Annotated in this window: 26 protein-coding genes; 14 read left to right on the forward strand and 12 right to left on the reverse strand. The window is 71.7% G+C overall.

Annotation, left to right across the window (positions count from 1 at the left end; all coding sequences use genetic code 11):
- Positions 1 to 55 precede the first annotated feature (55 nt).
- Both hspQ and K2X24_RS12035 read right to left on the reverse strand, forming a co-directional pair.
- A complete protein-coding gene (gene hspQ / locus K2X24_RS12030) occupies positions 56 to 382 on the reverse strand; it encodes a heat shock protein HspQ (RefSeq protein WP_292498273.1) in 327 nt (108 codons plus the stop codon).
- Positions 383 to 489: 107 nt separating this feature from the next.
- Positions 490 to 1,542, reverse strand: coding sequence for a CoA ester lyase (locus tag K2X24_RS12035; protein ID WP_292498276.1), 1,053 nt, complete (start codon positions 1,540 to 1,542; stop codon positions 490 to 492).
- Between the two features lie 203 nt (positions 1,543 to 1,745).
- Here K2X24_RS12035 and K2X24_RS12040 point away from each other — a divergent pair, with 203 nt between their 5' ends.
- Complete coding sequence (locus K2X24_RS12040) at positions 1,746 to 3,029, forward strand: patatin-like phospholipase family protein (RefSeq protein ID WP_292498279.1); 1,284 nt, start codon at positions 1,746 to 1,748, stop codon at positions 3,027 to 3,029.
- A gap of 53 nt (positions 3,030 to 3,082) precedes the next feature.
- On the opposite strand, the gene K2X24_RS12045 is transcribed toward K2X24_RS12040, so the two are convergent.
- The gene (locus K2X24_RS12045; protein WP_292498282.1) at positions 3,083 to 4,294 is read right to left on the reverse strand and encodes an FAD-dependent monooxygenase; all 1,212 of its coding nucleotides are present in this window, start codon (positions 4,292 to 4,294) and stop codon (positions 3,083 to 3,085) included.
- 205 nt (positions 4,295 to 4,499) lie between these two features.
- Between K2X24_RS12045 and K2X24_RS12050 the strand changes: the two genes are divergently transcribed.
- A complete protein-coding gene (locus K2X24_RS12050; protein ID WP_292498285.1) occupies positions 4,500 to 5,891 on the forward strand; it encodes a GntP family permease in 1,392 nt (463 codons plus the stop codon).
- Here K2X24_RS12050 and K2X24_RS12055 read toward each other — a convergent pair.
- Entirely contained in the window at positions 5,870 to 6,097 is a 228-nt protein-coding gene (locus K2X24_RS12055; RefSeq protein WP_292498286.1) for a hypothetical protein, read from the reverse strand. The two genes, K2X24_RS12050 and K2X24_RS12055, sit on opposite strands and share 22 nt — an antisense overlap.
- A 281-nt stretch (positions 6,098 to 6,378) precedes the next feature.
- Here K2X24_RS12055 and K2X24_RS12060 point away from each other — a divergent pair, with 281 nt between their 5' ends.
- Both K2X24_RS12060 and pncA read left to right on the forward strand, forming a co-directional pair.
- Positions 6,379 to 7,353: a quinone oxidoreductase gene (locus K2X24_RS12060; RefSeq protein ID WP_292498289.1), complete on the forward strand. Its 975-nt coding sequence runs from the start codon at positions 6,379 to 6,381 to the stop codon at positions 7,351 to 7,353.
- On the forward strand, positions 7,350 to 7,979 hold the full coding sequence (gene pncA, locus K2X24_RS12065; RefSeq protein WP_292498291.1) for a bifunctional nicotinamidase/pyrazinamidase: 630 nt from the start codon (positions 7,350 to 7,352) through the stop codon (positions 7,977 to 7,979). The genes K2X24_RS12060 and pncA overlap by 4 nt, the downstream gene beginning before the upstream one ends.
- Positions 7,980 to 8,266: 287 nt before the next feature.
- Here the strand turns inward: pncA and rimO are convergent, their stop codons facing one another.
- Complete coding sequence (gene rimO / locus K2X24_RS12070) at positions 8,267 to 9,634, reverse strand: 30S ribosomal protein S12 methylthiotransferase RimO (RefSeq protein WP_292498293.1); 1,368 nt, start codon at positions 9,632 to 9,634, stop codon at positions 8,267 to 8,269.
- A 261-nt stretch (positions 9,635 to 9,895) separates the two neighbouring features.
- Between rimO and pabB the strand changes: the two genes are divergently transcribed.
- From pabB to K2X24_RS12090, 4 genes are read left to right on the forward strand one after another with little or no spacing between them, the layout of a single operon-like run.
- Entirely contained in the window at positions 9,896 to 11,323 is a 1,428-nt protein-coding gene (gene pabB / locus K2X24_RS12075) for an aminodeoxychorismate synthase component I (RefSeq protein WP_292498296.1), read from the forward strand.
- The gene (locus K2X24_RS12080; protein WP_292498298.1) at positions 11,320 to 11,940 is read left to right on the forward strand and encodes an aminodeoxychorismate/anthranilate synthase component II; all 621 of its coding nucleotides are present in this window, start codon (positions 11,320 to 11,322) and stop codon (positions 11,938 to 11,940) included. The genes pabB and K2X24_RS12080 overlap by 4 nt, the downstream gene beginning before the upstream one ends.
- Positions 11,927 to 12,757, forward strand: a complete 831-nt coding sequence (locus K2X24_RS12085; RefSeq protein WP_292498301.1) for an aminotransferase class IV — start codon at positions 11,927 to 11,929, stop codon at positions 12,755 to 12,757. Before K2X24_RS12080 ends, K2X24_RS12085 begins: the two co-directional genes overlap by 14 nt.
- Positions 12,754 to 13,188, forward strand: coding sequence for a DoxX family protein (locus K2X24_RS12090; RefSeq protein ID WP_292498306.1), 435 nt, complete (start codon positions 12,754 to 12,756; stop codon positions 13,186 to 13,188). Before K2X24_RS12085 ends, K2X24_RS12090 begins: the two co-directional genes overlap by 4 nt.
- Here the strand turns inward: K2X24_RS12090 and mazG are convergent.
- On the reverse strand, positions 13,166 to 13,990 hold the full coding sequence (mazG, locus tag K2X24_RS12095; RefSeq protein ID WP_292498333.1) for a nucleoside triphosphate pyrophosphohydrolase: 825 nt from the start codon (positions 13,988 to 13,990) through the stop codon (positions 13,166 to 13,168). The genes K2X24_RS12090 and mazG overlap by 23 nt on opposite strands.
- A 629-nt stretch (positions 13,991 to 14,619) precedes the next feature.
- On the opposite strand from mazG, the gene K2X24_RS12100 reads away from it, so the two are divergent.
- Both K2X24_RS12100 and K2X24_RS12105 read left to right on the forward strand, forming a co-directional pair.
- The gene (locus K2X24_RS12100; RefSeq protein ID WP_292498308.1) at positions 14,620 to 15,729 is read left to right on the forward strand and encodes a replication protein RepA; all 1,110 of its coding nucleotides are present in this window, start codon (positions 14,620 to 14,622) and stop codon (positions 15,727 to 15,729) included.
- Positions 15,730 to 15,842: 113 nt separating this feature from the next.
- Positions 15,843 to 16,328 carry a hypothetical protein gene (locus K2X24_RS12105; RefSeq protein ID WP_292498311.1) on the forward strand — a complete coding sequence of 162 codons (486 nt, stop codon included), beginning with the start codon at positions 15,843 to 15,845 and terminating at the stop codon, positions 16,326 to 16,328.
- Positions 16,329 to 16,463: 135 nt separating this feature from the next.
- On the opposite strand, the gene K2X24_RS12110 is transcribed toward K2X24_RS12105, so the two are convergent.
- From K2X24_RS12110 to K2X24_RS12120, 3 genes are all read right to left on the reverse strand, one after another.
- Positions 16,464 to 16,760, reverse strand: coding sequence for a hypothetical protein (locus K2X24_RS12110; RefSeq protein WP_292498312.1), 297 nt, complete (start codon positions 16,758 to 16,760; stop codon positions 16,464 to 16,466).
- Between the two features lie 163 nt (positions 16,761 to 16,923).
- Entirely contained in the window at positions 16,924 to 18,099 is a 1,176-nt protein-coding gene (locus K2X24_RS12115; protein ID WP_292498314.1) for an acyltransferase, read from the reverse strand.
- A gap of 26 nt (positions 18,100 to 18,125) precedes the next feature.
- Positions 18,126 to 19,451, reverse strand: a complete 1,326-nt coding sequence (locus tag K2X24_RS12120) for an O-antigen ligase (RefSeq protein WP_292498316.1) — start codon at positions 19,449 to 19,451, stop codon at positions 18,126 to 18,128.
- Between the two features lie 396 nt (positions 19,452 to 19,847).
- Here K2X24_RS12120 and K2X24_RS12125 point away from each other — a divergent pair, with 396 nt between their 5' ends.
- Positions 19,848 to 20,894: an ABC transporter substrate-binding protein gene (locus tag K2X24_RS12125; RefSeq protein WP_292498318.1), complete on the forward strand. Its 1,047-nt coding sequence runs from the start codon at positions 19,848 to 19,850 to the stop codon at positions 20,892 to 20,894.
- Positions 20,895 to 20,904: 10 nt separating this feature from the next.
- Here K2X24_RS12125 and K2X24_RS12130 read toward each other — a convergent pair whose 3' ends face one another.
- A complete protein-coding gene (locus tag K2X24_RS12130) occupies positions 20,905 to 21,294 on the reverse strand; it encodes a tautomerase family protein (protein WP_292498320.1) in 390 nt (129 codons plus the stop codon).
- A gap of 117 nt (positions 21,295 to 21,411) precedes the next feature.
- Between K2X24_RS12130 and K2X24_RS12135 the strand changes: the two genes are divergently transcribed.
- Positions 21,412 to 22,308: a LysR substrate-binding domain-containing protein gene (locus tag K2X24_RS12135; protein WP_292498322.1), complete on the forward strand. Its 897-nt coding sequence runs from the start codon at positions 21,412 to 21,414 to the stop codon at positions 22,306 to 22,308.
- 4 nt (positions 22,309 to 22,312) lie between these two features.
- On the opposite strand, the gene K2X24_RS12140 is transcribed toward K2X24_RS12135, so the two are convergent.
- Complete coding sequence (locus K2X24_RS12140; RefSeq protein WP_292498325.1) at positions 22,313 to 23,887, reverse strand: ATP-binding protein; 1,575 nt, start codon at positions 23,885 to 23,887, stop codon at positions 22,313 to 22,315.
- Positions 23,888 to 24,273: 386 nt separating this feature from the next.
- On the opposite strand from K2X24_RS12140, the gene K2X24_RS12145 reads away from it, so the two are divergent.
- The gene (locus K2X24_RS12145) at positions 24,274 to 24,480 is read left to right on the forward strand and encodes a hypothetical protein (RefSeq protein ID WP_243913090.1); all 207 of its coding nucleotides are present in this window, start codon (positions 24,274 to 24,276) and stop codon (positions 24,478 to 24,480) included.
- Between the two features lie 22 nt (positions 24,481 to 24,502).
- A complete protein-coding gene (locus tag K2X24_RS12150; RefSeq protein ID WP_292498328.1) occupies positions 24,503 to 24,787 on the forward strand; it encodes a hypothetical protein in 285 nt (94 codons plus the stop codon).
- Between the two features lie 19 nt (positions 24,788 to 24,806).
- Here K2X24_RS12150 and K2X24_RS12155 read toward each other — a convergent pair.
- Positions 24,807 to 25,121: P1 family peptidase (locus K2X24_RS12155; protein ID WP_292498330.1), on the reverse strand; the 315-nt coding region annotated here is incomplete at its 5' end.

Genomic DNA, 25,121 nt, shown 5'->3' on the forward strand with positions numbered 1-25,121 from the left:
CCCAACGAAGAAAGGCCAGGCACCATGCCTGGCCTTTCTTCGTTGGGGGGCTTCGTCAGTTGGCGTGGGCGGCCCCGCGCATGCGGTAACTGCCATCGGCGCCTCGCTCGAACACCTCGGCGATGCCGGTGTGACGCAGGGCCTCGCCGGAGGTGTCGGGCACGAGGTTCTGCTCGGACACGTAGGCGACGTACTCGCTCTCCGCGTTCTCGGCGAGCAGGTGGTAGAAGGGCTGGTCCTTGCGCGGCCGGACTTCCTCGGGGATCGCCAGCCACCATTCCTCGGTGTTGTCGAACACCGGATCGATGTCGAACACGATGCCGCGGAAGGGATAGATGCGATGGCGCACCACGGCGCCGAGGCCGAACTTGGCGGTTCTCATCAGGGAATCGGGTGCGATCGATCGGGTCATGGCCTGCAAAATAAGACGCCGCGACCCGGTTGTCATCGGCGGCGCGCCGCCGATGACGGGAGGCATGCGCGGAACGCTCAGGCCAGACCGTAGGTCCTGGCCAGTTCCGGATCCTTCTCGGCGACGAGCTTGGCGAGATCGACGATGACCTTGGCCTGCTTCCAGGTGGCGTCGTCCTGCATCTTGCCGTCGAGCATCACCGCGCCGGTGCCGTCGGGCATCGCTTCGACGATCCGAACCGCGAAGGCGACCTCGGCCGGATCGGGCGCGAAGACCCGCTTGGCGATGGCGACCTGATTCGGGTGCAGGGTCCAGGCCCCGGCGCAGCCCATCAGGAAGGCGTTGCGGAACTGGGCCTCGCAGGCCTCGCCGTCGGAGAAGTCGCCGAACGGGCCGTAGAAGGCCTTGAGCCCGTTCGCCATGCAGGCATCGACCATCCGGGCGATCGTGTAGTGCCAGAGGTCCTGCTGGGCCGAGGCGCGGGCGGCGCCGTCGCTCGTCGGGTCGGCGATGACCCGGTAATCCGGGTGGCCGCCGCCGACCCGGGTGGTCTTCATGCCGCGGGAGGCCGCCAGATCGGCGGGGCCGAGGCTCATGCCGTGCATGCGCGGCGAGGCCGAGGCGATGGCGTCCACGTTGGCGACACCCTCGGCGGTCTCCAGGATGGCGTGGACGAGGATCGGCTTGGTCACCCCGTGCCGGGCCTCGAGCTGGGCCAGCAGCTGGTCGATGTAGTGGATGTCCCACGGCCCCTCGACCTTGGGCACCATTACGACGTCGAGCTTGTCTCCCACTTCGGCGACGATCTCGAACAGATCGTCGAGAATCCAGGGCGAGTTCAGGGCGTTGATGCGGGTCCAGAGGCCGGTGCCGGAGGCGGCGAAGTCCGTGGCCCGGGCCATGGCCACGAATCCCTTGCGCGCGGCCTCCTTCTGGTCGATCGGCACCGCGTCCTCGAGGTTGCCGAGCACCACGTCCACGGTGGCGGCGAGCTCCGGCACGCGGGCGCGCACCTTCTCGTTGTGGGGCGGCACGAAGTGGATCATCCGCTCCAGCTTGACGGGAAGCTCACGGAACGGGGCCGGGGCCCCCGCGGCGAGGGGCTGGAAGAAGCGGCGTGGCAGTTTCATGGGCGTCTCAGGCTCCTGTTCTTCTGGTCTGTCGGGGTCCCGCCTCAGCGGTTAGTTCAAGGCCTGCCACCTCGTAAAGGTGTGCGGACGCACCCAAACCGTTTGCGCAGAAACCGGAACAGGCGTCTCATTGGAACGTGCGTCGTCCCCTCACGTTTTCAGGTCCGAGGGGGCACCTCAACCAGACGCGAAGGACGGACCCCATGTCCGGATCATCGATCAGGCGGAACGGGCTCCGGCATCCGGTGCTGGTCTGCGCGGCCATGATGGCCTTGAGCCTTCCGCAAGCGACGTTCGCCGCAGAGCGGGGCAAAACGGGCGAAGCGCGCCGGACCGAGCGCGCCGCCTTCACCGCCGCCGAATCGGCCGCCGCCCGACCTGACGGACTCCCTGCCACGGTGCGGATCGCGGGCGACGACGCCCCGGGTTTCCGGGCCCTCGTCGAGGGGGCTTCCGCAGCCGCGCAGCCCTGGCTGGTACTCTCCGGCGGCGGCGAGAACGGCGCTTTCGCGGCCGGCCTTCTCAACGGCTGGAGCGAGGCGGGCAATAGACCGGAGTTCGGCATCGTCACCGGCGTCAGCACCGGCGCGATGATCGCGCCCTTCGCCTTCATCGGCGCCTCCGGCGACGCGGCGTTGCGACAGAACTACACCGAGATCTCCGCCGCCGACGTGTTCGAGTTCGGCGGTACGAACGAGGCCCTCACCGACACATGGCCGCTCAAGCGCCGGATCGAGCGGGCGGTGACCGCGGACCTGCTCCGCGCGGTGGCGGCCGAGCACGCCAAGGGCCGGCGCCTGCTCGTGGCGACCACGGCGGTGGACGGCGAGCGCCCGGTCCTGTGGGACATGGGCGCCATCGCGCAGGCCGGCGGCCCGCAGGCTCTGGCATTGTTCCGCTCGGTCATCCTGGCCTCGTCGGCCGTGCCGGGCGTGTTCCCGCCGGTGATGATCGACGCGGTGGCGGGGAACGGCAAGCGCTTCCAGGAAATGCACGACGACGGCGGCACGACCGCACCGTACTACCTCGCCCCGGAATCGGTGCTGCAGGCCAGGGATCCGGCGCCCCTGCCGACGCGCCAGGTCTACCTCGTCGTCAACAACAGCCTGACGCCCGAATTCCAGATGGCTACGCGCACGACCCTGAGCGTGCTCGGCCGCTCGATGTCGGCGGCGATCAAGGCGCAGACGCGCACCGCCCTGGCCTTGAGCCGAAGCTTCGCCCAGCGCACCGGCCTCGACCTCGAGGTGGCCCAGATCGACGACCGCTTCGGGAAGACTTCCGCGGCGCCCTTCGACCAGGGCTACATGAAGGCACTGTTCGCCCACGGCGTCGGCCTGGGGCGGGCCGGCACCGCTTTCCAGGGGAGCGACACGCGGCCGGACGACGTCGCCACCGGCTCGGTGAGCCGCCACACCCTCCGCGAGGTGCCGGCCGCGCCGGAGACGCTGGCCCGGTCCGAGGTCCGGAGCGTCGCCGGGCGCTGACCGGCGCGTCAGCGCATCAGGCTCTCGGCGCGTCAGCGCATCAGACTTGCGCGTCAGCGCATCAGACTTGGCGCCCCGAGGCGGGGCAGCACGCCTTCGCGCATGACGACCCGGCGCAAGGGGCCGATGGTCGTCATGGCGAGGAGACCGAGGCCGCGCAGGGCATCCACCGGCAGGAGGCCGGTGAGCAGGGAGCGGTTCAGGGCGTCCACCGCCGTGGTGCGCAGGCGGGCATCGAGGCGCCGTCCCCGCGCGAAGCCGGCGAGCGCGGCATGCGAACCGGGATCGCGCCCGTCCTCCACAGCCCGCATCACCGCGTCGCGCAAGGCGGCCGCGTCGCGCAGGCCCAGGTTCAGGCCCTGTGCGCCGATGGGGGGGAAGACGTGGGCTGCCTCGCCGATCAGGGCGAGCCGGGCCGCGACCGGGCTCGGCACGGACAGGCCCCGCATCGGTACGAGACCACGTGGCCCGTCGATGCGCATCGATCCGAGCATCGCCTGGGCCTGGTGCTCGACCGCCCGGGCGAGGGCGTCGTCGTCGAGGGCGGCGAGACGCTTGGCCGGGCCCTCGCCCATCACCCAGACGAGACTGGACCGGTGTCCGCCCGGTAACGGCACCAGGGTGAACGGCCCCTGCCGGGTGTGGAACTCGGTGGAGACGTCGCGGTGCGGCCGCGTGTGCGCGAAGATCGTGGTGATGGCGCTCTGCGGATAGGCCCAGCTGCGCGGCCGAATGCCGGAGGCCTCGCGCAGCCGCGAGCGGGCGCCGTCCGCCCCGGCGACGAGGCGAGCCGACAGGGCGCCCCCGCCGGCCAGCGTGATCGTGGCCGTGTCGGCGCCGGCCGCGAAGCCCGCAGCGTCCTCTTCGAACAGGGTCAGGTTGGCGGCGGTCCGAGCTGCGGCGCGCAGGCTCTCGACCAGGCGGGCGCTCTCGACGTTCCAGCCGAAGGCGTCGAGGCCGATCTCGGTGGCGACGAAGCGGGCCGGGGGCGGACGGAACAGGCTGCCGGTGTCGTCGACGATGTGGAGTTCGGCCAGTGGGCTCGCATGGGGCGCGATCGCGGCCCAGACCCCGAGGGCGTCGAGGAAGCGCACCGAGCCGTCGAGGAGCGCCACCGTGCGCCCGTCAGCCACGGGAGCGTGCCGGCCGACGAGGGCGGTGGGCACGCCTTCGCGGGCCAGCGCCAGGGCGAGGCTCAGGCCCGCCGCGCCGGCACCGACCACGGCGACCGCGAAGGATTCGGTTTTCGGAGGAAGTGTCGCCACGGGCTCGCGGTCTCCTGAACGGCATCGGACGGCGGATCGGTCTGCAAGAAGCCGGGTTGCCCGCAGACCCTCTTGTCCGAAGACCCTAACGCTTACAGAGGCGTGTCACCGCGCCGGTCAAGGTCGCGATGGTGCCGCAGGGGCCCGGCTTGTACCATCCTGCCCCAGGCCGTGGACATCGGCGGCCCGGAGGGTGTCCGTTCCCATGAGCCTGTTCATCGCGCTGCTGGCGCTCGGCTTCCTGATGCTCGTCGCCTACCGGGGCTTTTCCGTCATCCTGTTCGCGCCGGTGGCCGCGCTGCTGGCCGTGCTGCTCACCGATCCCGCCGCGGTGCTGCCGGTCTTCTCCGGTCTGTTCATGGAGAAGATGGTCGGCTTCGTGAAGCTGTACTTCCCGGTGTTCCTGCTCGGCGCGGTGTTCGGCAAGGTCATCGAGATGTCGGGCTTCTCCCGCTCCATCGTCACGGCGGTGATCGCGCTCGTGGGCGCCCGGCGGGCCGTGCTCTCCATCGTGCTGGTCTGCAACCTGCTCACCTACGGCGGCGTCTCGCTCTTCGTGGTGGTGTTCGCGGTCTATCCCTTCGCGGCCGAGGCCTTCCGCCTCAGCGACATTCCCAAGCGCCTGATCCCCGGCACCATCGCGCTCGGCGCCTTCTCCTACACGATGGACGCGCTGCCCGGCACGCCGCAGATCCAGAACATCATCCCCACCACCTTCTTCGGCACCAACACCTGGGCCGCCCCCTGGCTCGGGCTGATCGGCGCGGCCTTCATCCTCGTGGTCGGCGTCACCTATCTCGACCGGCGCATCGCCTCGGCCAAGGCCAAGGGCGAGGGCTACGGCACGGGCCACAGCAACGAGCCCCAGGTCATGGACGAGGCGTCCCGCGCCCATCCGGCCATCGCCCTTCTGCCGCTGATCGTGGTGGGCCTGTCGAACCTCGCCTTCACGGCCGCAATCCCGCGCCTCTACGGCGCGAAGGCCGAGACGGCGCTCGCCGGCCTCGACAAGCCCCTCGTCACCACGGTCTCCTCCGTGACCGCGATCTGGGCGGTGCAGCTGGCGCTGCTCGCCGGCATCCTCACCGTGCTGGTCTTCGCCTGGCGCCCGGTCGCCTCGGGCTTCGCGGAGGGCAGCCGCGCGGCGGTGGCGGGCTCGCTGCTGGCCGCCATGAACACCGCCTCGGAATACGGCTTCGGCGCGGTCATCGCCGCGCTCCCCGGCTTCCTCGTCATCCGCGATGCCCTCTCGGCGATCCCGAATCCGCTGGTCAACGCGGCCGTGACGGTGACGGCGCTCGCCGGCATCACCGGCTCGGCCTCGGGTGGCATGAGCATCGCGCTCGCGGCCATGTCCTCCACCTTCATCGCGGCAGCCCAAGCAGCCAACATCCCCCTGGAGGTTCTGCACCGGGTCGCCGCCATGGCGAGCGGCGGCATGGATACCCTGCCGCACAACGGCGCCGTCATCACCCTGCTCTCGGTCACGGGCCTGACCCACCGGCAGGCTTATGCCGACGTGTTCGCCATCACGGTCCTGAAGACCGCGGCGGTGTTCCTGGTCATCGGGGTCTACTACCTCACCGGGATCGTCTGACCTCCGGCCTCCTCCGGCTCGACGAGCCGCAGGGTGAGTTCGGTGAAGGGCCGGATGTCCCAGGTCGGCCCGGCATGAAACATCATCACCACGGGCCGGCGGGCCAGGACCCGGAATTCGGGGAGCCCCGCGTCCGGACGCAGGATCGTGCCCGGCTGGACGGCGAGGTCGTATCCGGCGGGGCGTATCCACACGATCTCGTCCATCGAGCCGATCCGCTTTTAGGGTCGCGTCGTCTCAGCGCCCGTTCGCAGGATTCGGGGATGGACGCTGGAATAACCTGCGTTAATCACGGGGCCGCGATGGACGCAATCGGATTGGGACGCGCGCGCGACGGTCCGGTCCGGTGCGGTGGCGCACATGGTGGCCGGCAGGCGGGATGAGACCCTGCACCATTGCCGGCGCACCGGGACCGTCTATGTCGCACCTCGTTGCGGCCGGTGGTCCCCGCCGGTCCCGTCCCAGACCCCAATCGAGGAACGACACGATGCCGAAGGCGATCCAGGTTCACGAGTACGGCGGCCCCGAGGTGATGCGCTACGAGGACGTGACGCTACCCGCGCCCGGCCCCGGGCAGATCCACGTCCGGCAGACCGCCATCGGCGTCAACTTCATCGACATCTACTTCCGCTCGGGCGCCTACAAGGCGCCGCAGCTGCCCTTCACCCCCGGCAAGGAGGGGGCCGGCGTGATCGTGGCGCTCGGCGAGGGCGTCACCGACTTCCGGGTCGGCGAGCGGGTGGCCTACGGCTCGGCCGCGAGCACCTATGCGGAGGAGGTCGTGATCGAGGCGAGCGCCGCCGTGCACCTCGCCGACGACGTCGACGACAAGACCGCCGCCGCGATGATGCTCAAGGGCCTCACCGCCGAGTACCTGCTGCACCGGACCTACGCGGTGAAGCCGGGCGACACCATCCTGTTCCACGCCGCCGCCGGCGGTGTCGGCCTCATCGCCTGCCAATGGGCCAAGCATCTCGGCGCGACCGTGATCGGCACGGTGGGCTCGGAGGAGAAGGCGGCGCTCGCCCGCGCCAACGGCTGCGACCACGTCATCCTGTACCGGAACGAGGATTTTGCGGCGCGCGTCAAGGAGATCACGGGGGGCAAGGGCGTGCCGGTTGTCTATGACGGTGTCGGCAAGGACACCTTCCCGGCCTCCCTCGACTGCATCAGCCCGCTCGGCATGTTCGTCAGCTTCGGCTCGGCCTCCGGCCCGGTGGACGATTTCAGCTTGGCGCTGCTGGGCCAGAAGGGCTCGCTCTACGCCACCCGCCCCTCGCTCTTCGCCCATGCGAGCAAGCGGGAGACCCTCGACGCCATGGCCAAGAACCTGTTCTCGGTGGTGGCGAGCGGCGCGGTAAAGATCCCGGTCCACAGCACGGCCAAGCTCGCCGACGCGCAGCAGGTCCACCGGGATCTGGCCGCCCGCAAGACCACGGGCGCCACGGTGATGATCCCGTGATCCCGAGCGGGCGGGACGTCCTCCTCGTCATCGACGTGCAGGGGGACTTCCTGCCCGGCGGGGCCCTCGCCGTGCCCGACGGCGACGCCGTGATCGCGCCGATCAACCGTCTCCTCGCGCTGTTCCCACACGCGGTGCTGACGCAGGATTGGCACCCGCCGGGCCACGTCTCCTTCGTGACGAGCCATCCCGGCAGGGTCCCCTTCGAGACCGTGCCGCTGGCAGCCGGCCCGCAGGTACTGTGGCCGGAGCACTGCGTGCAGGGCAGCGCGGGGGCCGCACTCAGCCCCGCTCTTGCGGCGGACCACGCCGAACTGGTGATCCGCAAGGGCCATCACCGCCACGTCGACAGCTACTCGGCCTTCCTGGAGGCCGACCGGCGCACGCCGACGGGGCTGGCCGGCTACCTGCGCGAGCGCGGCTTCACCCGGCTGGTCCTGTGCGGCCTCGCCACCGATTACTGCGTCGCCTGGAGCGCCCTCGACGCGCGGGCGGCCGGTTTCGAAGCCGTCGTGGTGGAGGACGCCGTGCGGGGCATCGACCTGGACGGCTCGGTGGCGCGGGCCTGGGTCGAGATGGCGTCGGCCGGAGTCGGGCGGTTCATGAGCGGGGCCTTCGGGACCTGACGGACTGGTGGAGAGCGCATCCCCTCGCCCCGCTTGGCTGGGGAGAGGGCCGCGACGACCCCGTCGTCGGCGCGGCAAGGCGGCCACCGGGGGTGAAGGGGCGGTGCCGGAGGAGACACTTTCGGATGCGCCCCCTCACCGTCGCTCCGCGCATCACAGGCACGACAAGGGGCCCGTGATGCTCTCTCCGCGTGCGGGGAGAGGGGGACGCGCACAACTGTTCGCGCCGAGCGATGCGTGGAGTCTGGCTGGGCGGCCGTCGCGAGGCAGCGGCCGACCTGCGTGGTCTACACCGCGCTCCCATAGAGATCGTAGGCATCCGCCCGCTCGATCTTCACCGTGACGATGTCGCCCACCCGCAGGGGGCGGCGCGCCGTGACGTGGACGTTGCCGTCGATCTCGGGGGCGTCGTATTTCGAGCGACCCTTGGCGACGGTGCCGTCGGCCGCGTCGATGATCACGGGCAGGCGCTTGCCGATGCGGGCCTTCTGCAGGCGGAGGGAGACGCCCTGCTGCGCTTCCATGAAGCGGCGCTTGCGCTCGGCCTTCACCTCCGGCGCGATGAGATCGCCGAGATCGTTGGCCACCGCGCCGCGCACGGGCTCAAACTCGAAGCAGCCGACGCGCTCGAGCTTGGCCTCCCGGATCCAGGCGAGCAACTCCTCGAACTCGGCCTCGGTCTCGCCGGGAAAGCCCACGATGAAGGTCGAGCGGATGGCGAGATCCGGGCAGATCTCGCGCCAACGCCGGATGCGCTCCAGCTGCTTTTCCTGGTTGCCCGGCCGGCGCATGCGGCGGAGCACGGAGGGGCTCGCGTGCTGGAGCGGCATGTCGAGGTAGGGCAGGATCTTGCCCTCAGCCATCAGCGGAATGACGTCGTCCACGTGCGGGTAGGGGTAGACGTAGTGCATCCGCACCCAGGCCCCGAGCTCGCCGAGCTCGGCGGACAGGTCGTAGAACTTCGCCCGCACCTCCCGGTCGCGCCAGGGGCTCGACGCGTAGCGGATGTCGACGCCGTAGGCGCTGGTGTCCTGCGAGACCACCAGCAGCTCCTTGACGCCGGCCTTGACCAGCTTCTCGGCCTCGCGCAGCACGTCGCCCGCCGGCCGGCTGACGAGGTCGCCGCGCAGGGACGGGATGATGCAGAAGGTGCAGCGGTTGTTGCAGCCCTCGGAAATCTTCAGGTAGGCGTAGTGGCGCGGGGTGAGCTTCACCCCCTGCGGCGGCACGAGGTCGAGGAACGGGTCGTGGGCCGGGGGCACCGCCTCGTGCACCGCCGCCACCACCGATTCGTAGGCCTGGGGCCCGGTGACCGCGAGCAGGTTCGGATACTTCTCGCGGATCTCGTCCGGCTGTGCGCCCATGCAGCCCGTGACGATGACGCGGCCGTTCTCCGCCATGGCCTCGCCGATGGCCGAGAGCGACTCGGCCTTGGCCGAATCGAGGAAGCCGCAGGTGTTGACGATGACGACGTCCGCGCCGTCATGCCGCCGGGCGAGCTCGTAGCCCTCGGCGCGCAGGTGCGTGAGGATGCGCTCGGAATCCACCAGCGCCTTCGGGCAGCCGAGGGAAACGAAGGAGATCTTCGGGGCGCTGGTCGCGGCGCTCTTGGGCGCCGCCCCGGCAGGAGCCGGCGGCAGGGGGGATGCGGTCATGGATGCTCGTCGGGCCGGACCGGAAACCGGACGGCCGTGGAATCGGGGGAGGGCGGGACAAAGAGGTTGACAGCCCTATAACGGGATTCGCCTGCATAGGCGAGCCGGGCGGGTTCGAGCCATGCGCGGATCGCGCTTTTGCCACGCCGTCGCGCATGCCACCTGTGCATGATACCGCAGGCCACGACGGATGCTTCGCCCCCACTGCTTCGGCCCCCCGGGATCGCCGGTCCGTCTCCGCCCTGAAACCTTCGAGTCGTCATGTGGATTGCTGACATCCCGTTCGTCGAACCCGTCGCGGCGGCCGAGGCCCTGGCCGCCCTGCCGGGGCTCGCCTTCCTCGACAGCGCCATGCACCACGACACGCTGGGGCGGACCTCGACCCTGGCGGCGGACCCGTTCGGGCGCTTCCGGTTTCGCGATGGCGTTGCCACCCTCGACGGGCGAACCGTGCCCGGCTCCGGCCTGGAGGCGCTGCGCGCCTGCCTCGCCCCCTACCGCACGGCGCGCGACCCGGAGCTGCCGGACTTCGCGGGCGGCGCCATCGGCTACCTCGCCTACGATCTCGGCGCGACGCTGGAGCGGGTGGCGCCCCCGGCCCGGCGGGCGGACCTGTGCGACGACATCGCCTTCAACCTCTACGATACGGTGTTGAGCATCGACCACGGCACCGGGCGCTGCCGCCTCATCGCCACGGGCTTTCCCGAGACCACGCCGGCGGCGCGCGAGGCCAGGGCCCGGGCCCGGCTGGCGCAGTTCGCCGCGCGCCTGGCCGAGGCCCGGCCGAGCCCCGAGCCGGCGGCGCAGGGGCCGCTGGCCTGGCGCTCCAACTTCACGCGCGCCGGTTACGAGGCGGCGGTGGAGCGGGTGCGCGACTACATCCGGGCCGGCGACATCTATCAGGCCAACATCGCCCAGCGCTTCGAGGCCGACCTGCCGGAGGGCTTCGACCCGTTCGGGCTCTACCGGCGCCTGCGCGCCACCAACCCGGCGACCTTCGGCGCCTACCTCGCCTTCGAGGGCCTCAGCATTGCTTCGAGCAGCCCCGAGCGCTTCCTCAAGCTCAGCGGGCGGGCGATCGAGACCCGGCCGATCAAGGGCACGGTGCGGCGCGTGGCCGATGCGGCGGCCGACGCGCGCCTGGGCGAAGCGCTGCAGGCCAACGCCAAGGAGCGGGCCGAGAACATCATGATCGTCGACCTCCTGCGCAACGACCTCTCGCGCATCTGCGAGCCCCACAGCGTACGGGTGCCGGTGCTGTGCGGCCTCGAATCCTACGCCTCCGTCCACCATCTCGTGTCGGTGGTCACCGGAACCCTGAAGGCGGACATGGATGCCCTCGACCTGATCGCCGCCACCTTCCCGGGCGGGTCGATCACCGGCGCGCCGAAGCTGCGCGCCATGGACATCATCACCGAGATCGAGGGCGACGCGCGCGAACTCTATTGCGGCGCCATCGGAGCGCTGGGCTTCACCGGCGATCTCGACACGTCGATCGCCATCCGCACCGTGTTCATGGACCGGAACCGGGCCGTGCTCCAGGCCGGCGGCGGCATCACCCTGCTGTCCGAGCCGGGCCCGGAATACGAGGAGACCCTGACCAAGGCCGCCCGGGTGTTCCAGGCCTTCGAGCCCGATGCCCGCGATCCCACCTGCGAACCCGACGCCGGGGCGGGGAGGGCGCCGTGATCCTCGTCATCGACAACTACGACAGCTTCGTCTTCAACGTGGTGCGCTACTTCGAGGAGCTGGGCGAGACCGTGCGGGTCGTGCGCAACGACGCCCTCGACGTCGCCGGCATCCGCGCCCTCGCCCCGCAAGCGATCGTGATCTCGCCGGGCCCCTGCACCCCGGCGGAGGCCGGCATCTCGCTGCCCGCCATCCGGGAGCTCTCCGGCGCGGTGCCGCTGCTCGGCGTCTGCCTCGGCCACCAGGCCATCGGCGCGGCCTTCGGCGGCCAGGTCGCCCGCGCGGGCCGCCCCCTGCACGGGCAGGCGACCCCGATCCATCACGACGGCGACGGGCTCTTTACGGGCCTGCCCGACCCGATGCAGGTCGGGCGCTACCACTCGCTCATCGTCGCGCCGGAGCCCGGCATGACCGACCACCTCAGCGTCGACGCGGTCTCGACGGAAGGGGAGGTGATGGCGCTCTCGCACCGGACCCACCCGACCTGGGGCGTGCAGTTCCACCCGGAATCGGTGCTCACCGAAAACGGCCACGCTCTCTTCGCCAACTTCCTGCGCCTCGCCCGCGACTGGCGCGCCGACCATGCCCTGCCGGCCAAGACCGATGCTGTGGTTTGACGGCGGCCTTACCGCGGGGCCGGTGCCCTTCGACCTCGCCGACCGGGGCCTGACCCTCGGGGACGGGGTGTTCGACACGGCGCTCGCCCGCCGCGGCCGCGTCGTGTTCGAGGCCGCGCACGTGGCGCGCCTCTCCGGCGCCACCGCGACGCTGGGCTTTGCCGTGGCGCCGGAGCGCATCGTGGACGCCATGCGGGCGCTGGCCGAAGCGGCGGGCCGGGCCCATCCCCTGGCGGCGATCCGCACCACCATCACGCGGGGCTCCGGCCCGCGCGGCCTCAGCCCCCCGGCCGAGCCCCGGCCGGTTCTGTGGGCGAGCGCCTCTCCGGTGGGACCAGCCCTCGCCTTCGCGCCCTTGACCCTCCACCCCACGGAGATCCGCCGCAACGAGACCTCGCCGGCCGCGGGCCTGAAGACGCTGGGCTACCTCGACGCGGTGCTGGCCGCGAGCGCCGCGCGGGCCGCCGGCTTCGACGAGGCCCTGTTCCGGAACACGCGGGGGGCGGTCGCCTGCGCGGGCACGGGCAACCTGTTCGCGGTGATCGACGCCACCCTCGTCACCCCGCCCCTCTCGGACGGCGTGCTGCCCGGCATCCTGCGCGCCGAGATCCTGGATCGCGCGCGACGGCTGGGCCTCGCCGTGGCCGAACGGAGTTTCGACCTCGACGCGCTCCTGCGTGCCGAAGCGGCGTTCGTGACCAATTCCCTGCGGGGCCTCGCCCCCGTGACGGCGATCGGCAGGACCGCCTTCGCCAGTCCGGCGCACCCCGCAGTGACGGCCCTCGTGGCCGATCTCCGCGAGACCTTCGCTCCATGAGGGCGCCGCGCTTCTGGTGGCGCCTGCCCCTGATGGCGGCCTACGGCTTCATCGGAATCGTGCATCTGGCCGCCCCAGACGCCTTCCTGCCGATCATGCCGGCCTGGGTACCGGAGCCCCGCCTCACCGTGATCGCCACCGGCCTGTGCGAGCTCGCCGGGGTGATCGGCCTCGCCTTCGGGCCGACCCGGCGCTGGGCCGGGATCGGGCTGGCCCTCTACGCGGTCTGCGTCTTCCCGGCCAACCTGAAGCACGCGCTCGAGGGGATCGTCGTGCCGGGCCTGCCCGACAGCTGGTGGTATCACGGGCCCCGGCTGGCATTTCAGCCGGTCTTCGTCTGGTGGGCGCTCTATGCCGGCGGCGTCATCGACTGGCCGTTCCGCCGTCACCCGGCCGGACCTCCGGCGATCAGCCCTTCTCGGAAATCTTGACCGCCGCCCAAGCGGCTTCCATCGCGTCGAGGTCGCTGTCGGCGAGGCCGGTCCCTCGCGTCTCCAGGACCTCCGCCATGGCATTGAAGCGACGCTCGAACTTCATATTCCCTTTCCTTAGGGAATATTCCGGATCGATGCCGAGATGGCGGGCGAGGTTGGCCACCGAGAACAGCAGGTCGCCGAGTTCCTCCGCCACCGCCGCCCGGGTGCCGTTGGCCATGGCGTCGGCGACCTCGTCGATCTCCTCGCGCACCTTCAGCACCACCTGTGCCGGGTCGGTCCAGTCGAAGCCGTAGGTGGCCGCCCGGGCCGAGAGCTTTTCCGCCCGCGTCAGGGCGGGGAGCGGCAGGGGGATGCCCGCCAGCGGTCCCGGCTCCCGGGGCGGCTTCGCCCGGCGCTCCTCGGCCTTGATCGCCGCCCATTGGGCGGCCACGGCCTCCGGGTCGCGCCGGGGCGAGCCCGCGGGCAGGAGGGCGCCGTCCGGCGCGAAGACGTGCGGATGGCGCCGGACCATCTTCTCCATCACCGCCCGGACCACGTCCGGAAACGCGAAGAGCCCGGCCTCCTCGGCGATGCGGGCGTGGAAGACCACCTGGAGCAGCAGGTCGCCGAGCTCGTCGCGCAGGTCCTCCGCGTCGCCCCGCGCGATGGCGTCGGCCACCTCGTAGGCCTCCTCCACCGTGTAGGGCGCGATGCTGGAAAAATCCTGGGCCACGTCCCAGGCGCAGCCGGTCTCCGGGTCGCGCAGCTGCGCCATCAGCGCCAGCAGATCCTCGATCCTCACACCGTTCCTCCGCATCACGCCTCACTGGGTCCTCCTTAGCGGATCGCGGGCCAACCCGTGAGGCTGGGGATGGATGCGGGAGGGACGGTGGCTTCCTTTGGAAAATTCCCTTGAAAAAGCCTCGGTCGGGGGTGTGTTCGTTCTTCCGAACGTCTCCCGGGCCCTTAGGAAAGGTATCAGTAAGAGATTCTCAGAGAGTCATTTCTGAGAGTTATATGGGGGCGTCGAAAACCCCGCTGCGCCAGAGGCTTGAGGGTGGTTTGCGTATCGAACTCTGCGCGGATGCGTATCGAACTCTGCGTGCATGCGTATGGGATTCTGCGTGCGCAAACCCGGCCGGCGCATGGGATTCTGCGTGGATGCGTATTGGGTTCGGCGTAAATCGCGGGTCCGGTCGGTGAACTCTGGGGATTGTGTCGAATCCGACCCCGTATCGAACTCTGCGTGCGCGTCCCGGGGCCGGACGCGGCGCGCGGACCGCCCGGGAATTTCCCCGTTCCGGCCGGTGGATAGCCGGGATGATTCGGGGCACCGGTGCCGGCCGCCGAGACTCCGCGGCGGGGAATCGGGCATGGTCGGCGCGCGGCCGGATCGGGACTGTCGATCCCCGCGTCCCGCGCGGGACACCGCCGGGATCGTGGAGCATGGGGCGGGGTCTGTTGGGGATCGAGGACACATTGGCGGGCATCCGCGACGCCGACCTCCTCGCCGAGGTCGAGGCGGCGCGCGGCAGCTTCCTGTTCGCCACCATCGCGGAGACCATCCTGCACCGGCAGCGGGCCCGGGACGCGGAGGTCGCCGCCCGCGGGGCCGTGGCCGGCCGGCGCCAGGCCATGGGCCGCGACCAGCGTCGCCGCGACGCCATCCGCGAGGTCATCGAGACCGAGCCCACGGGCCCCGAGAACCTGCAGCACATCCACTCGGTGCTGGCGCTCTGCGGCCTGCCCTACCGCGACCCCGGCGATGCCCGCGAGTTCTTCCGGGAGTATGGGCGCAACTCGCTCAGCCTGCTGGCCGGGCGCCTGAAGAACCCCGCCACCGGCGAGATGGAGTTCCAGGGCCTGCCCTACGGCCCCAAGGCCCGCCTCGTGTTGCTGCATCTCTGCACCGAGGCCGTGCGCCAGCGCAGCCCCACCATCGCGGTGGCCGACAGCCTGTCGGGCTTCATGAAGGAGATGGGCTTCGCCGTCACGGGTGGCGAGCGCGGCACCATCCGGCAGTTCAAGGAGCAGCTGGCGCGGCTCGCCGCCTGCACCCTGCAGATCGGCCTCTGGGACGGGGCGGGCAGCGCCAGCACCCTCAACGTGCCGCCCTTCCGCCAGCTCGACCTCTGGCTGCCCCAGGGGGCCGACGGGGTGGTCTGGCAGAAGAGCGTCCAGTTCCACCAGGATTTCTACGACAACCTGATCCAGCACGCCCTGCCGGTGGACATCCGGGCGGCGAAGGCCTTCTCGGGCTCGGCGCGCAAGCTCGACCTGCTGTTCTGGGTCGGCTACCGCCTGCGCGCCCTCCAGCGGCCCCTGCGGCTGACCTGGGACAACCTGCACAAGCAGTTCGGCGCCGACAACGCCAGCCTCCGCAGCTTCCGGCAGGCCTTCAAGGCGGATCTCGCCCACCTGCAGGAGGTATTTCCGAAGTTGCCGATCCGCCTCGACGCCGCCGGCATGCTGCTGCAGCCCGCCGACCCGAGTGCCCTGTTGATCCCGCCCCGCGGGGCCAAGCCGCCGCGCAAGGCCGCGCACGCCGTGGCCTGACGGTATATTCCATTTTAGAGTAGGGAATAAGAGTTGTCAGCCAATCGGACTTAAGGAATAATACGGAATGTTCCGCTTCCCGGTGGCGCGAACCCATTATCCGTGAGGCGTCCATGTTCCTCTCAGAGGCCGAGGCCGAGGCGGCCCTGCACGACCTGCGCCGCCGCCGCGACGAACTCGACCGCGTCATCGCCGAGCACCAGCTCTACCTTGAACTCGGCCGCCGCCTCAGGGCGCCGACCCGCGCGGCCGAACCGGCGGTCCACCGGCCGGCGACTGCGGATCCCATGTCCGGCGCCGGGATCGCCCCGGAACGGCCGCCGGATCCGGCGCGGACGGGCGAGGACCTCGTGGCCGCCCGTCGGCACGGGCGCGCCCTCGTCGCGGCGGCGGTCAATCTGCTGCACGAGGCCGGCCGGCCGCTCCATGCCGGCGAGATCCTGCAGGGCCTGACGGCGCTCGGCTTCGACCTGCCGGGGCACGACCCCGTGGCCGCCCTCAACACCCGCCTGTGGAAGCGCGCCGTGCCGGGCGGCCCCCTGAAGCGCCTCGGCGAGGCGGTCTACGCCCCGGCCGATGAGGACGAGGATCTCGGCTGACGGGCGCCCGCCCTGGCGCATCCGAGAATTCGATCGGGCAGGGCCAAGGCGGTCAACTGTCCGTCGTCGGCGGTGACGTCCCGCGCGCCGAAGCGAAATGACGCGGGCGGCGTCGCCGTCGCCCGCGCGGGCCGCTCAGAAGAACGGCCCGTAGAGCGGGCGCGGGCGGTAGTACCCGTAGCGCGGCCCGTAGAAGGGGCGGGGGCCGTAGAAGGGACGCGGACGAAAGTACCCGTAGGGCCTGTACATGGGCCGGCAGTAGCCGAACCGGTTCGGGATGAAGCCGGGCCCGCAGCCATAGGCGACGGTCTCGACGGCCGCACCCGCCAGGGTGCCGGCGGGGGCGGGCGCGATCGGGGCGGCGTGAGCGGCCGAGGCGAGGCTGACGCCGCAGGTGACGGCCAGCGCCGTCACGAGCGATTTCACGGACATGGAACCATGACCTTCTGCTGGTGTCGGAATCCGGTCCCGCGCGGGCCGGACCGCCCGAACGTGCCAGCGTTTTTCTGAACGCACGCTGACGGGCGAACGGGCCGGATCGCCGAGGGTCGGACGTCGCCGACGCCGTGCTCCGGAGGGGCGCGTCGAGGCCGGATCAGGCGGCGGGCAGAGCGCGCGGGGCCGGAGCGGAGCCCCGCCGCAGGAGGCGTCGGCGCGCCGGTTCCTCGACCCAGAGGTGCCCGGCTACGCTGAGCGCCAGGGCGAGCGCGGTGGCGACCCCGGCGCCGAGCCAGGGCAGGGCGGCGAGCCGGCCCCCGAGGGCGAGCCGGTCGAGGCTGTTCACCAGGGCGTAGGCCGGGGAATGGACGAGGTAGAGCGCGAAGGAGATCCGGCCGAGGAAGACAAATCCGGGCGCCACAAGGGGGCCGCGGTGGATCTGCGCCCCGGCCAGGATCAGGGGCGCCCAGGCCAGTGCCGTGAGGCCGTTGTGCAGGAGCGCCTCGGGCAGGTGTGGCGCGGCCGCCGAGAGCCCGAGGGCGCCCAGGGCGGCAAGGCCGAGGAGGGCCGGAATCGGGAGTCGAAACCGCGTCCAGGCCACGTAGAGAAGGAGGCCGGCGACGAATTCCGGCAGTCGCAGCAGGGGATTGTACTTGATCGCCTGGGCGAGGAGCACGGCGCCGGCGCTGCCTGTCTCGGGCGAGATCAGCGAGAGTCCGGGGGCGAAGCGCGCCCAGGCGAGGCTGGCGGCGGCGGCCAGCGCCGCCCAGGCCGCCAGGGTGAGGCGCGCGGTTCGGCCCGGGGCGCGCAGAGCCAAGGGCAGGAGCAGCGGGAACAGGGCGTAGAAGAACAGCTCCGCCGAGACCGACCAACTCGGGCAATCGAGGGCGCAGGCCGCCCCCGGCACCCAGGCGTGCAGGCCCAGCGGCGCCAGCACCGCGCTTGCCGCCATCAGGCCCTGGAGGGGCGGGGCCGATTTCGCCACCCAGACGGCGAACCAGGGCAGGCTGAGGGCGAGGGCGACGAGGTAGAGCGGAAACACCCGTGCCACCCGCGCCCGTCGGAAGCGGGCGCGGGCGCCGGGTTCCCCGAGATCCACGCTCCGGTAATTGTAGGCCAGGATGAAGCCCGAGAGCAGGAAGAAGAACGTCACCCCCGAATAGCCGAGCCCGATCACGGCCGGGGGCGCCGCCGCGGGAAAGAAGAACCCGGCATAGTGGAACACCAGGACGTAGGCCGCCGCCACGAAGCGCAGGGCCGTGAGCGCCCGTAAGGGGGCGACCGGCGGATGGGCGGGGCCCGCGCCCGCGCCCGCCTCCAGCGGGCCCGTCACGGGCCGATCCGTCACGGGAAAACCCGTCACCGGGGGGCGATCCCGATGACCCGCGCCCCGGCGGAGAAGCGTAGGCCCAGCACTCCGACGGCGAGCAGGAAGAACAGGGCGTTGGTGGCCTGGTAGAACACGGATTCGAACACCGCGACCATGAGGGTGAACAGCCACATCCGCAGGAACAGCATCGCCAGCGGATCGATGCCCCGCGTTCCGTTTCCGCGCGCGCGCAGGCGGGTCTCGAGGTCGGCGAGGGGGGCGAGCACGAGCCACCAGACCGTGAAGGCGAGACCCGGCAGGCCGCTCTCGAGGGCGGTGTTGAGGTAGCCGTCATGCGCATCGGTGGCGCGGTTGACCCAGGTCGTCGCGTCGGCGCCGCCGCCGTAATACACGCTCTCCCAGAAGGCACCGTAGCCGAAGCCCGTGATGGGCTTCTTGGCGATGTTGTCGACGGCGAAGGCCCAGATCTCGGTGCGGCCGGTATAGGTCGGGTCGGTGGCGAGACTCGCGATCACCGACCCGATGGCCGGGGAGAGCACCGAGCCCACCGTGGCGACGAGGAGCAGGGCCAGGGGGCCGAGGAGCACGAACCGGTGCCAGTGGCGCGAGGGAAAGAGCGTGCAGGCCCAGGTCAGGCCGAGCACCGCCGGGGTCATGGCCAGCGAGGTCTTGGAATTGGTAAAGGCGAGGAACATGCCCGCCAGGATCACCACCGCCCAGCCGAGGAGGCGCTGGCCCATTCCGGCCCAGAACAGCCCGACGATGATGAACATGCCCATCGCGGCGCCGGCGCCGTTCTTGTGGGCGTAGACGCCGCGCCAGCTGCCCGCATGTTCGGGCTCGATGAGATCGAGGGCGGTGTGCATCGCGCGCTCGGGCACGAGGACCAGGCCGAGATAGCAGAGGACGAGCACGATGAGCACGCTGCCGCCGAGCACCCCAGCGAACTGGCGCGCGTCGCGCGCGAGCACCAGCACGCTCACAACGCCGCCGAACAGGATGAAGAGCGAGATCAGCCGGCGCGCCGAGACGGCGGGCTCGATGGAGAAGGCGGTGGAGACGCAGATCCAGCCGAGCATCGCCAGGATCGGCAAGGTGGCCAGCGGGCGCAGGGCCGCCCGCCCGCGCCAGGCCAGCACCGCCAGGGAGACCGCGCCCATCCCGAGGAACAGCACCTGGTTGACGACGTTGCCGCCGGCGCGCGAGGCCGCGTTCTCCGCCGCCGTCCCGTCGAGGAACGGGTCGGCGCCGATCAGGACGAAGAGCAGGATCGCGCCCATGATCCCGATGCGCGCGGCATCGGGCAGGTCCCGGCGCAGTGCCGCGCCCGAACCGGTGGCGATGCCCGTCGTCATGCTCCACTCCCGCGTCCGAGGGCCGGCGAACGAGGCGCCACTCTAGCGCCCCTCGTCCTGATCGATAGGCGTGCAGAATACCGTCCCACGCGCGAAGCCGGTTCCAACCCGTCGACACTGTCCGGCCGGTGGGGACGGCGCAACCCCGTGCGGACCCGGCGGTTCGTCGCCGGAGCGACGGCCATTCCCCCGGATCGGGAGAAGAATAACCTCCTTCGAGGACGAGAAAGAGACGATCCTGCTCTTAGCCCAGGGGAAGACGCCGTGACGGGGGTGAATTCTTGCACTCCAGGCCGCTGCATGCGACTGCGCGGGGCAGTCACGCCGGGCCATGCCGCCTCGACCCCCGAGGCCGGTGCGGCCCGGCGCTCCGATCCGCCGCCCTGGAACCGTCCGATGCGCCTGACCCGCCGTGCCGCCACCCTTTCCGCTGCCTTCGTAACCTTCGCCACCTGTGCCGGCCTCCTCGTCGCCGGCCCGGCGGCCGCGCAGAATGCCGCCCCGGTTCCGGTGCGCATCGGCGTCATCCCGGTGATCGGGGCGGCGCCGGTCTTCGTGGCGAACGGCGAGGGCTGGCTCAAGGAGGCGGGCCTCAGCCCCACCTTCACCACCTTCGAATCCGGCCCGAACATGATCCAGGCCCTGGCCTCGGGCACCATCGACGTCTACGTCGCCGGCGTCGCGCCGCTGGCCGTCGCCCGCACCAAGGGCATCGACGTGCGGGTGGTGGCCGCCACCGCCATCGAGGAGATGGTGTTCGTGGCGGGCCCGAAGCTCGCCCCCTACTTCGCCGACGGCGCCGACAAGGCGCAGGCCTTCGCGCAGTTCCGGGCCAAGGAGGGCAAGGCCGCCCGCCTCGCCACCCAGCCGGCGGGCTCGGTGCCCAACACCACCCTGCAGCACTGGCTCTGGCAGGTGGCCAAGGCCGACAAGGCCAATGCCGAGGTGGTGGCGATGGGCATCGACGCGACCCAGCAGGCGATGCTGGCCGGGGCCGTCGACGGCGCCTCGATCCGCGAGCCGGCGCTCACCATCGTGCAGATGCGCAACCCCGCCATCAAGCTCATCGCCACCGGGGGCGAGATGTTCCCCGACCAGCCGGGCACCGTGGTGGGCGTGTTCGGCGCCTTCGCCGACAAGAACCCCGCCGCCGTCGAGGGCTTGGTGAAGGCCGTGGTGCGCGCCACCGAACTCCTCAAGAGCGATCCGGCCCGCGCGGCGAAACCCGTGGAGGCGGCGCTCGGCAAGGGCATCACCGACACCGCGACCATCACCAAGGCGCTGACCTCGCCCGCCGCCCGGTTCACCGCCGACCCGCGCCAGATCATCGAGGCCACGAAGAAGATGCAGGCCTACCAGGTCTCCATCGGCACCCTCGACAAGGACGTGCCCCTGGAGGGCCTGTTCGAGCCCAAATACTACGAGGCCGCCACCAAGCGCTGAGGGCGCCGTGTCAGGGTCGACCCTCAGCGCGCCGCGCCTGGGTCAGCCCGCCATAGCCCCAGGATTCCGCCGGGACCTCCTCCACCACCACGTAGGTGGCGAGCGGGAGGCCCTCCCCCAGGGTTTCGGCCATGAGCCGGTGGGCGGCCGCGACGAAGGCCGCCTTCTGCGCCGGGCTGTTGCTGCCGGCCGTGACCGTCGCGTCGAGATGGGCCGCGATCCCCATGGGGGCCGCGCCGATGCTCCAGGCGCCGGGCGCCGTGCCCTCCACCAGCACCGCCGTGAGGTCGGCCCGCTTGCCGAGAACCTCGGCCATCAGGGTGGTGACGCCCGCCTGGAGGGCGGCGAGGACGGCGGCGCCCGGAGGCGGGCCGGCGAGGGTGACGCGGACGAACGGCATGATGGTCTCCTGGTAGATGGGCTCTCGCGGTGGCGTCGTGTTGACGGACCAACCTGTACGGGCGCAGCATCGTCGCGATAATCGCGAAGATCCGAATGGATCGTTTGGGGAAACCGAATGGTTGTCACCAACCTCGACCTCGATGCCCTGCGCAGCTTCGTCGCCGGAATCGACCTCGGCAGCTTCGCGAAGGCCGCCGAGCGCCTGAACCGCTCGCCCTCGGCCCTCAGCCTGCAGCTGCGCAAGCTGGAAACCCAGATCGGCCTGCCTCTGACCCGGAAATCCGGCCGCGGCCTCGCCTTGACCGAGGCCGGCGAAACCCTCCTCGGGCCGGCCCGCCGTCTGCTCGCCCTCAACGACGAGACCCTGGCCGCCCTGCGCGAACCGGCGCTCGCCGGCCGCGTCCGACTCGGCCTGCCGCAGGATTTCGCCGAGACCTGGCTGCCGGGCCTCCTCGGCCCCTTCGCGCGCCAGCACCCCGGCGTGCAGGTGGAGGTGCGGGTGGAGACCAACGCCGCCCTGCTGGCGGGGCTTCACGCCGGGCGCCTCGACCTCGTGCTGGCCTGGGAATCCGGCGGCGTCCCGTCGGAGGCCTGGCCGGGCCCGGCGCCGCTCGCGCGCCTCGACCTGCCGATGGCCTGGATCGGGCCCCGCGACGGTTTCGTGCGCGCCCCCGACGCGACCCTGCCCCTGGTCGCGTTCGCGGCGCCGTGCCTGTTCCGCCAGGCCGGCCTGCGGGCCCTCGACGGGGCCGCGATCCCGTGGCGGGTCGCCTTCGCGTCGCCGAGCCTCACCGGCCTCTGGGCCGCGGTGGCCGCCGGCCTCGGCATCGCCCTGCGGGTTCCCCACGGTCTGCCGCCGACGCTGCGCGCCCTGGAGCCGGCCGAGGCGAACCTGCCGGCGCTGCCGCAGATCGGCCTGGCGCTGCGGGCCCACGATGTGCAGCGCGGCCCGGCCCTGGAGCGCCTCGCGGACATGCTGCGCGCCGCCATGGCTCCGAAGCTGTTGGCCTGAGGGCCTACTCGGCGGCGAACAGCCCGGGCAGGCCGGAATCCCCTGCCGGCGGTGGGGATCCGGCCGTCCCGCCGGGCTTCGCCTCGGCCGACGCCTTGGGGTCGCCGGGGGCGGTCTCGCAGGCGAGCGCCGGCAGGGCGACGATGCGGTTGCCCTTGTAGTCCATGCGGCACACGATGGTGCCGCGGGTCTCGACATAGGCCAGCAGGCGCCGGGCGCGGCCCGGCGAGCGGCTGCCGATCGCCCGCGCCAGGGCCTCGTCGCCGGGGCAGGGCTCTCCGGCGAGCGCCGCGCGGGCGAGCAGCAGGAACAGGCCCTGGACCTCGTCCGGCAGGGTGGCGGCGACCCCTTGCGCCTCCTCCCAGCGCCCGTCCGCCTCGTCCGGGGCGACGTCGGCCCCGTCGAACCCGGCCCGGGCGACGCCGAGGCGGCGGCGGAAGGCCGCCAGGCTGATCGCCTCGCCGTCGAGGCCGCGCATCCGGCAGCGCACGAGGAAGTCCTGGTAAACTACCGCCACCGGCTGGCCGCCGGCATCCGGGTCGGCGGCGATGCCGCGCAGGACCGCGTCGAGCCCGGCCCGGATCTCCGCCTCGCTGAGCGGCTCCGGCGCCTCCACCGGCTCGGGGCGGTAGGCGCTCAGCTCGCGCATGAGGTCGGCCGGCGTGGCGCGCGGCGTTGGCGGCGTGCGGGGCGCTGGCGCCCACGCCAGCGCGGGCTCGTCGGCCGAGCGGGTGAGGATGAGGGCGCGCAGGTCCGCGTCCGCCGGGGCGGGCAGGGGCACGAGCTTGGGCGACCCCGAGCGCGCCGAGGTCGTCACCGGGCCGATGCGCAGCGCCAGGGGCCGCCGGCTGAGCGCCGGGCCCAGCGCCACGAACTCACCGCGCGACAGGTCGCGAAACCGCTCGGCGCCGCGCCGGTCGAGGCCGAGGAGGTCGGCCGCGCGCGCCATGTCGATGTCGAGGAAGGTGCGGCCCATGAGGAAGTTGGTGGCCTCGGCCGCGACGTTCTTGGCGAGCTTGGCGAGGCGCTGCGTCGCGATGATGCCGGCCAAGCCCCGCTTGCGGCCCCGGCACATCAGGTTGGTCATGGCGCCGAGCGAAGCCTTGCGCGCCTCGTCCGAGACGTCGCCAGCCGCTGCGGGGGCGAAGATCTGCGCCTCGTCGACGACGATCAGCGCGGGGTGCCAGTGGCTGCGCTCGGCCTCGAACAGGCCGCCCAGGAAAGCGGCCGCCGCGCGCATCTGCGCCTCCATGTCGAGGCTCTCCAGGGTGAGCACCACCGAGACCCGGTGCGCCCGCACCCGGGCGGCGATGGCCTGGAGGTCGGGCTCCGTGTGGGCGCCGTCCACCACCACGTGGCCGTAGGCCTCGGCCAGCGTGACGAAGTCGCCCTCGGGGTCGATGATCACCTGCTGCACCGCGCCGGCGCTCTGTTCCAGCAGGCGCCGCAGGAGGTGCGACTTGCCCGAGCCGGAATTGCCCTGGACCAGGAGACGCGTGGCCAGGAGCTCCTCGAGGTCGAGGCGCGCGGGCTCCGCCCCCGGCCCCATGCTCAGACCCATCTCGATGCCGACCGTCATGCCTGCTCCGGCTCCCGCGCCGAGGTTCGTTCCCCGGGGCTCCTCTGGCTCTCGCACGAAGGTCTTAACACGCGTGCCCTCCGGCAGGTCCGTTGCCCGGGGCGGGCGTCCACAGGTGAGGGGTCGCACCCGGAGGAGGTCGAAGGGCCTGTATTTGTTCGCTTTTCGTTCATGTCGCTTGTTCGGAGATAGGCGCAAGAGCCTAGGCTCAAAGACCTATGATTAAAGTCATAGGTCTTTGAGCCTAGGAACTGGGGCGTCGTGTTTGATGTCTCCGGAACAAACAAGAAACATCGGTCGGCGCATGCGAGGGGCCTGCATTAAGTTGCACCCGAATTGGGGAGACGCCCTTGCCGCACGGGCGGCCTGATCCAGGTAATCCGGCCATGAACCCGATTCTCGTCGTCGCCCTCGTCTGCGCCTCCGCCGTCCAGGCTCCGGATTGCTCCCGGGACACGGCCCTCGACATCATCACGGGCCCGGCCCACACCCTGCAGGAATGCCTGATGCAGGGGCCGGTGCTCGCGGCCAATGCCGGGCACGGCAACGAGCCGGGCACCTACGTGAAGACGCGCTGCGAACCGCGGCGCTGAGCCGGCCGGAACGGAGCAGCCGATGGACGATGTCAGCCCCGAACGCGCGGTTGTGATCCGCCTGCGGGCCCGCCTCGCGGTGGTGGAGCGCGCCGCCTGGTTCGGCCTCGTCCAGGCCATGCGCACGCAGCCGGCCGAGACCGAGGCCTATCTCACGGCCGAGCGGGCCAAGTGTGCCGAGGGCTTCGGCCAGCGCGGCTGGGCGGCCGACCTGACGGAGGCCGAGCGCCGCATGCTCGGGGCCGAGGTCGATGCGGGCCTCGCCGGCCTCATCGCGGATGCCAAGGCCGAACTCGGCCAGACCTGAACCGGGTTCCGGCCGAGCGTCAGCCCCCGAAGCGTTCTGCCCATGCCGGGGGCCCGGCCCAGCCGGGCGGCACCGTCGCGCGGTGGACGCCGATCGCCACCGCGCGGGCGAGCGTGCGCGCGGCCGCATCGCCGATCCGGGCGAGATCGAGGACGGGGTCGGCGAGGGGCACCCGGCCGGTGGCCACGGCGAAGACGGCGTCGCCGTCCAGCGGCGTGTGCACGGGATGGATCGCCCGGGCGAGGCCGTCCTGGGCCATCACGGCGAAGCGGCGTGCCTGCGCCTTGGTGAGGGCGGCGTCGGTGGCGACCACCGCCAGGGTGGTGCTGGCCCC

This window comes from Methylobacterium sp., assembly GCF_019750675.1.
Lineage (GTDB): Bacteria > Pseudomonadota > Alphaproteobacteria > Rhizobiales > Beijerinckiaceae > Methylobacterium.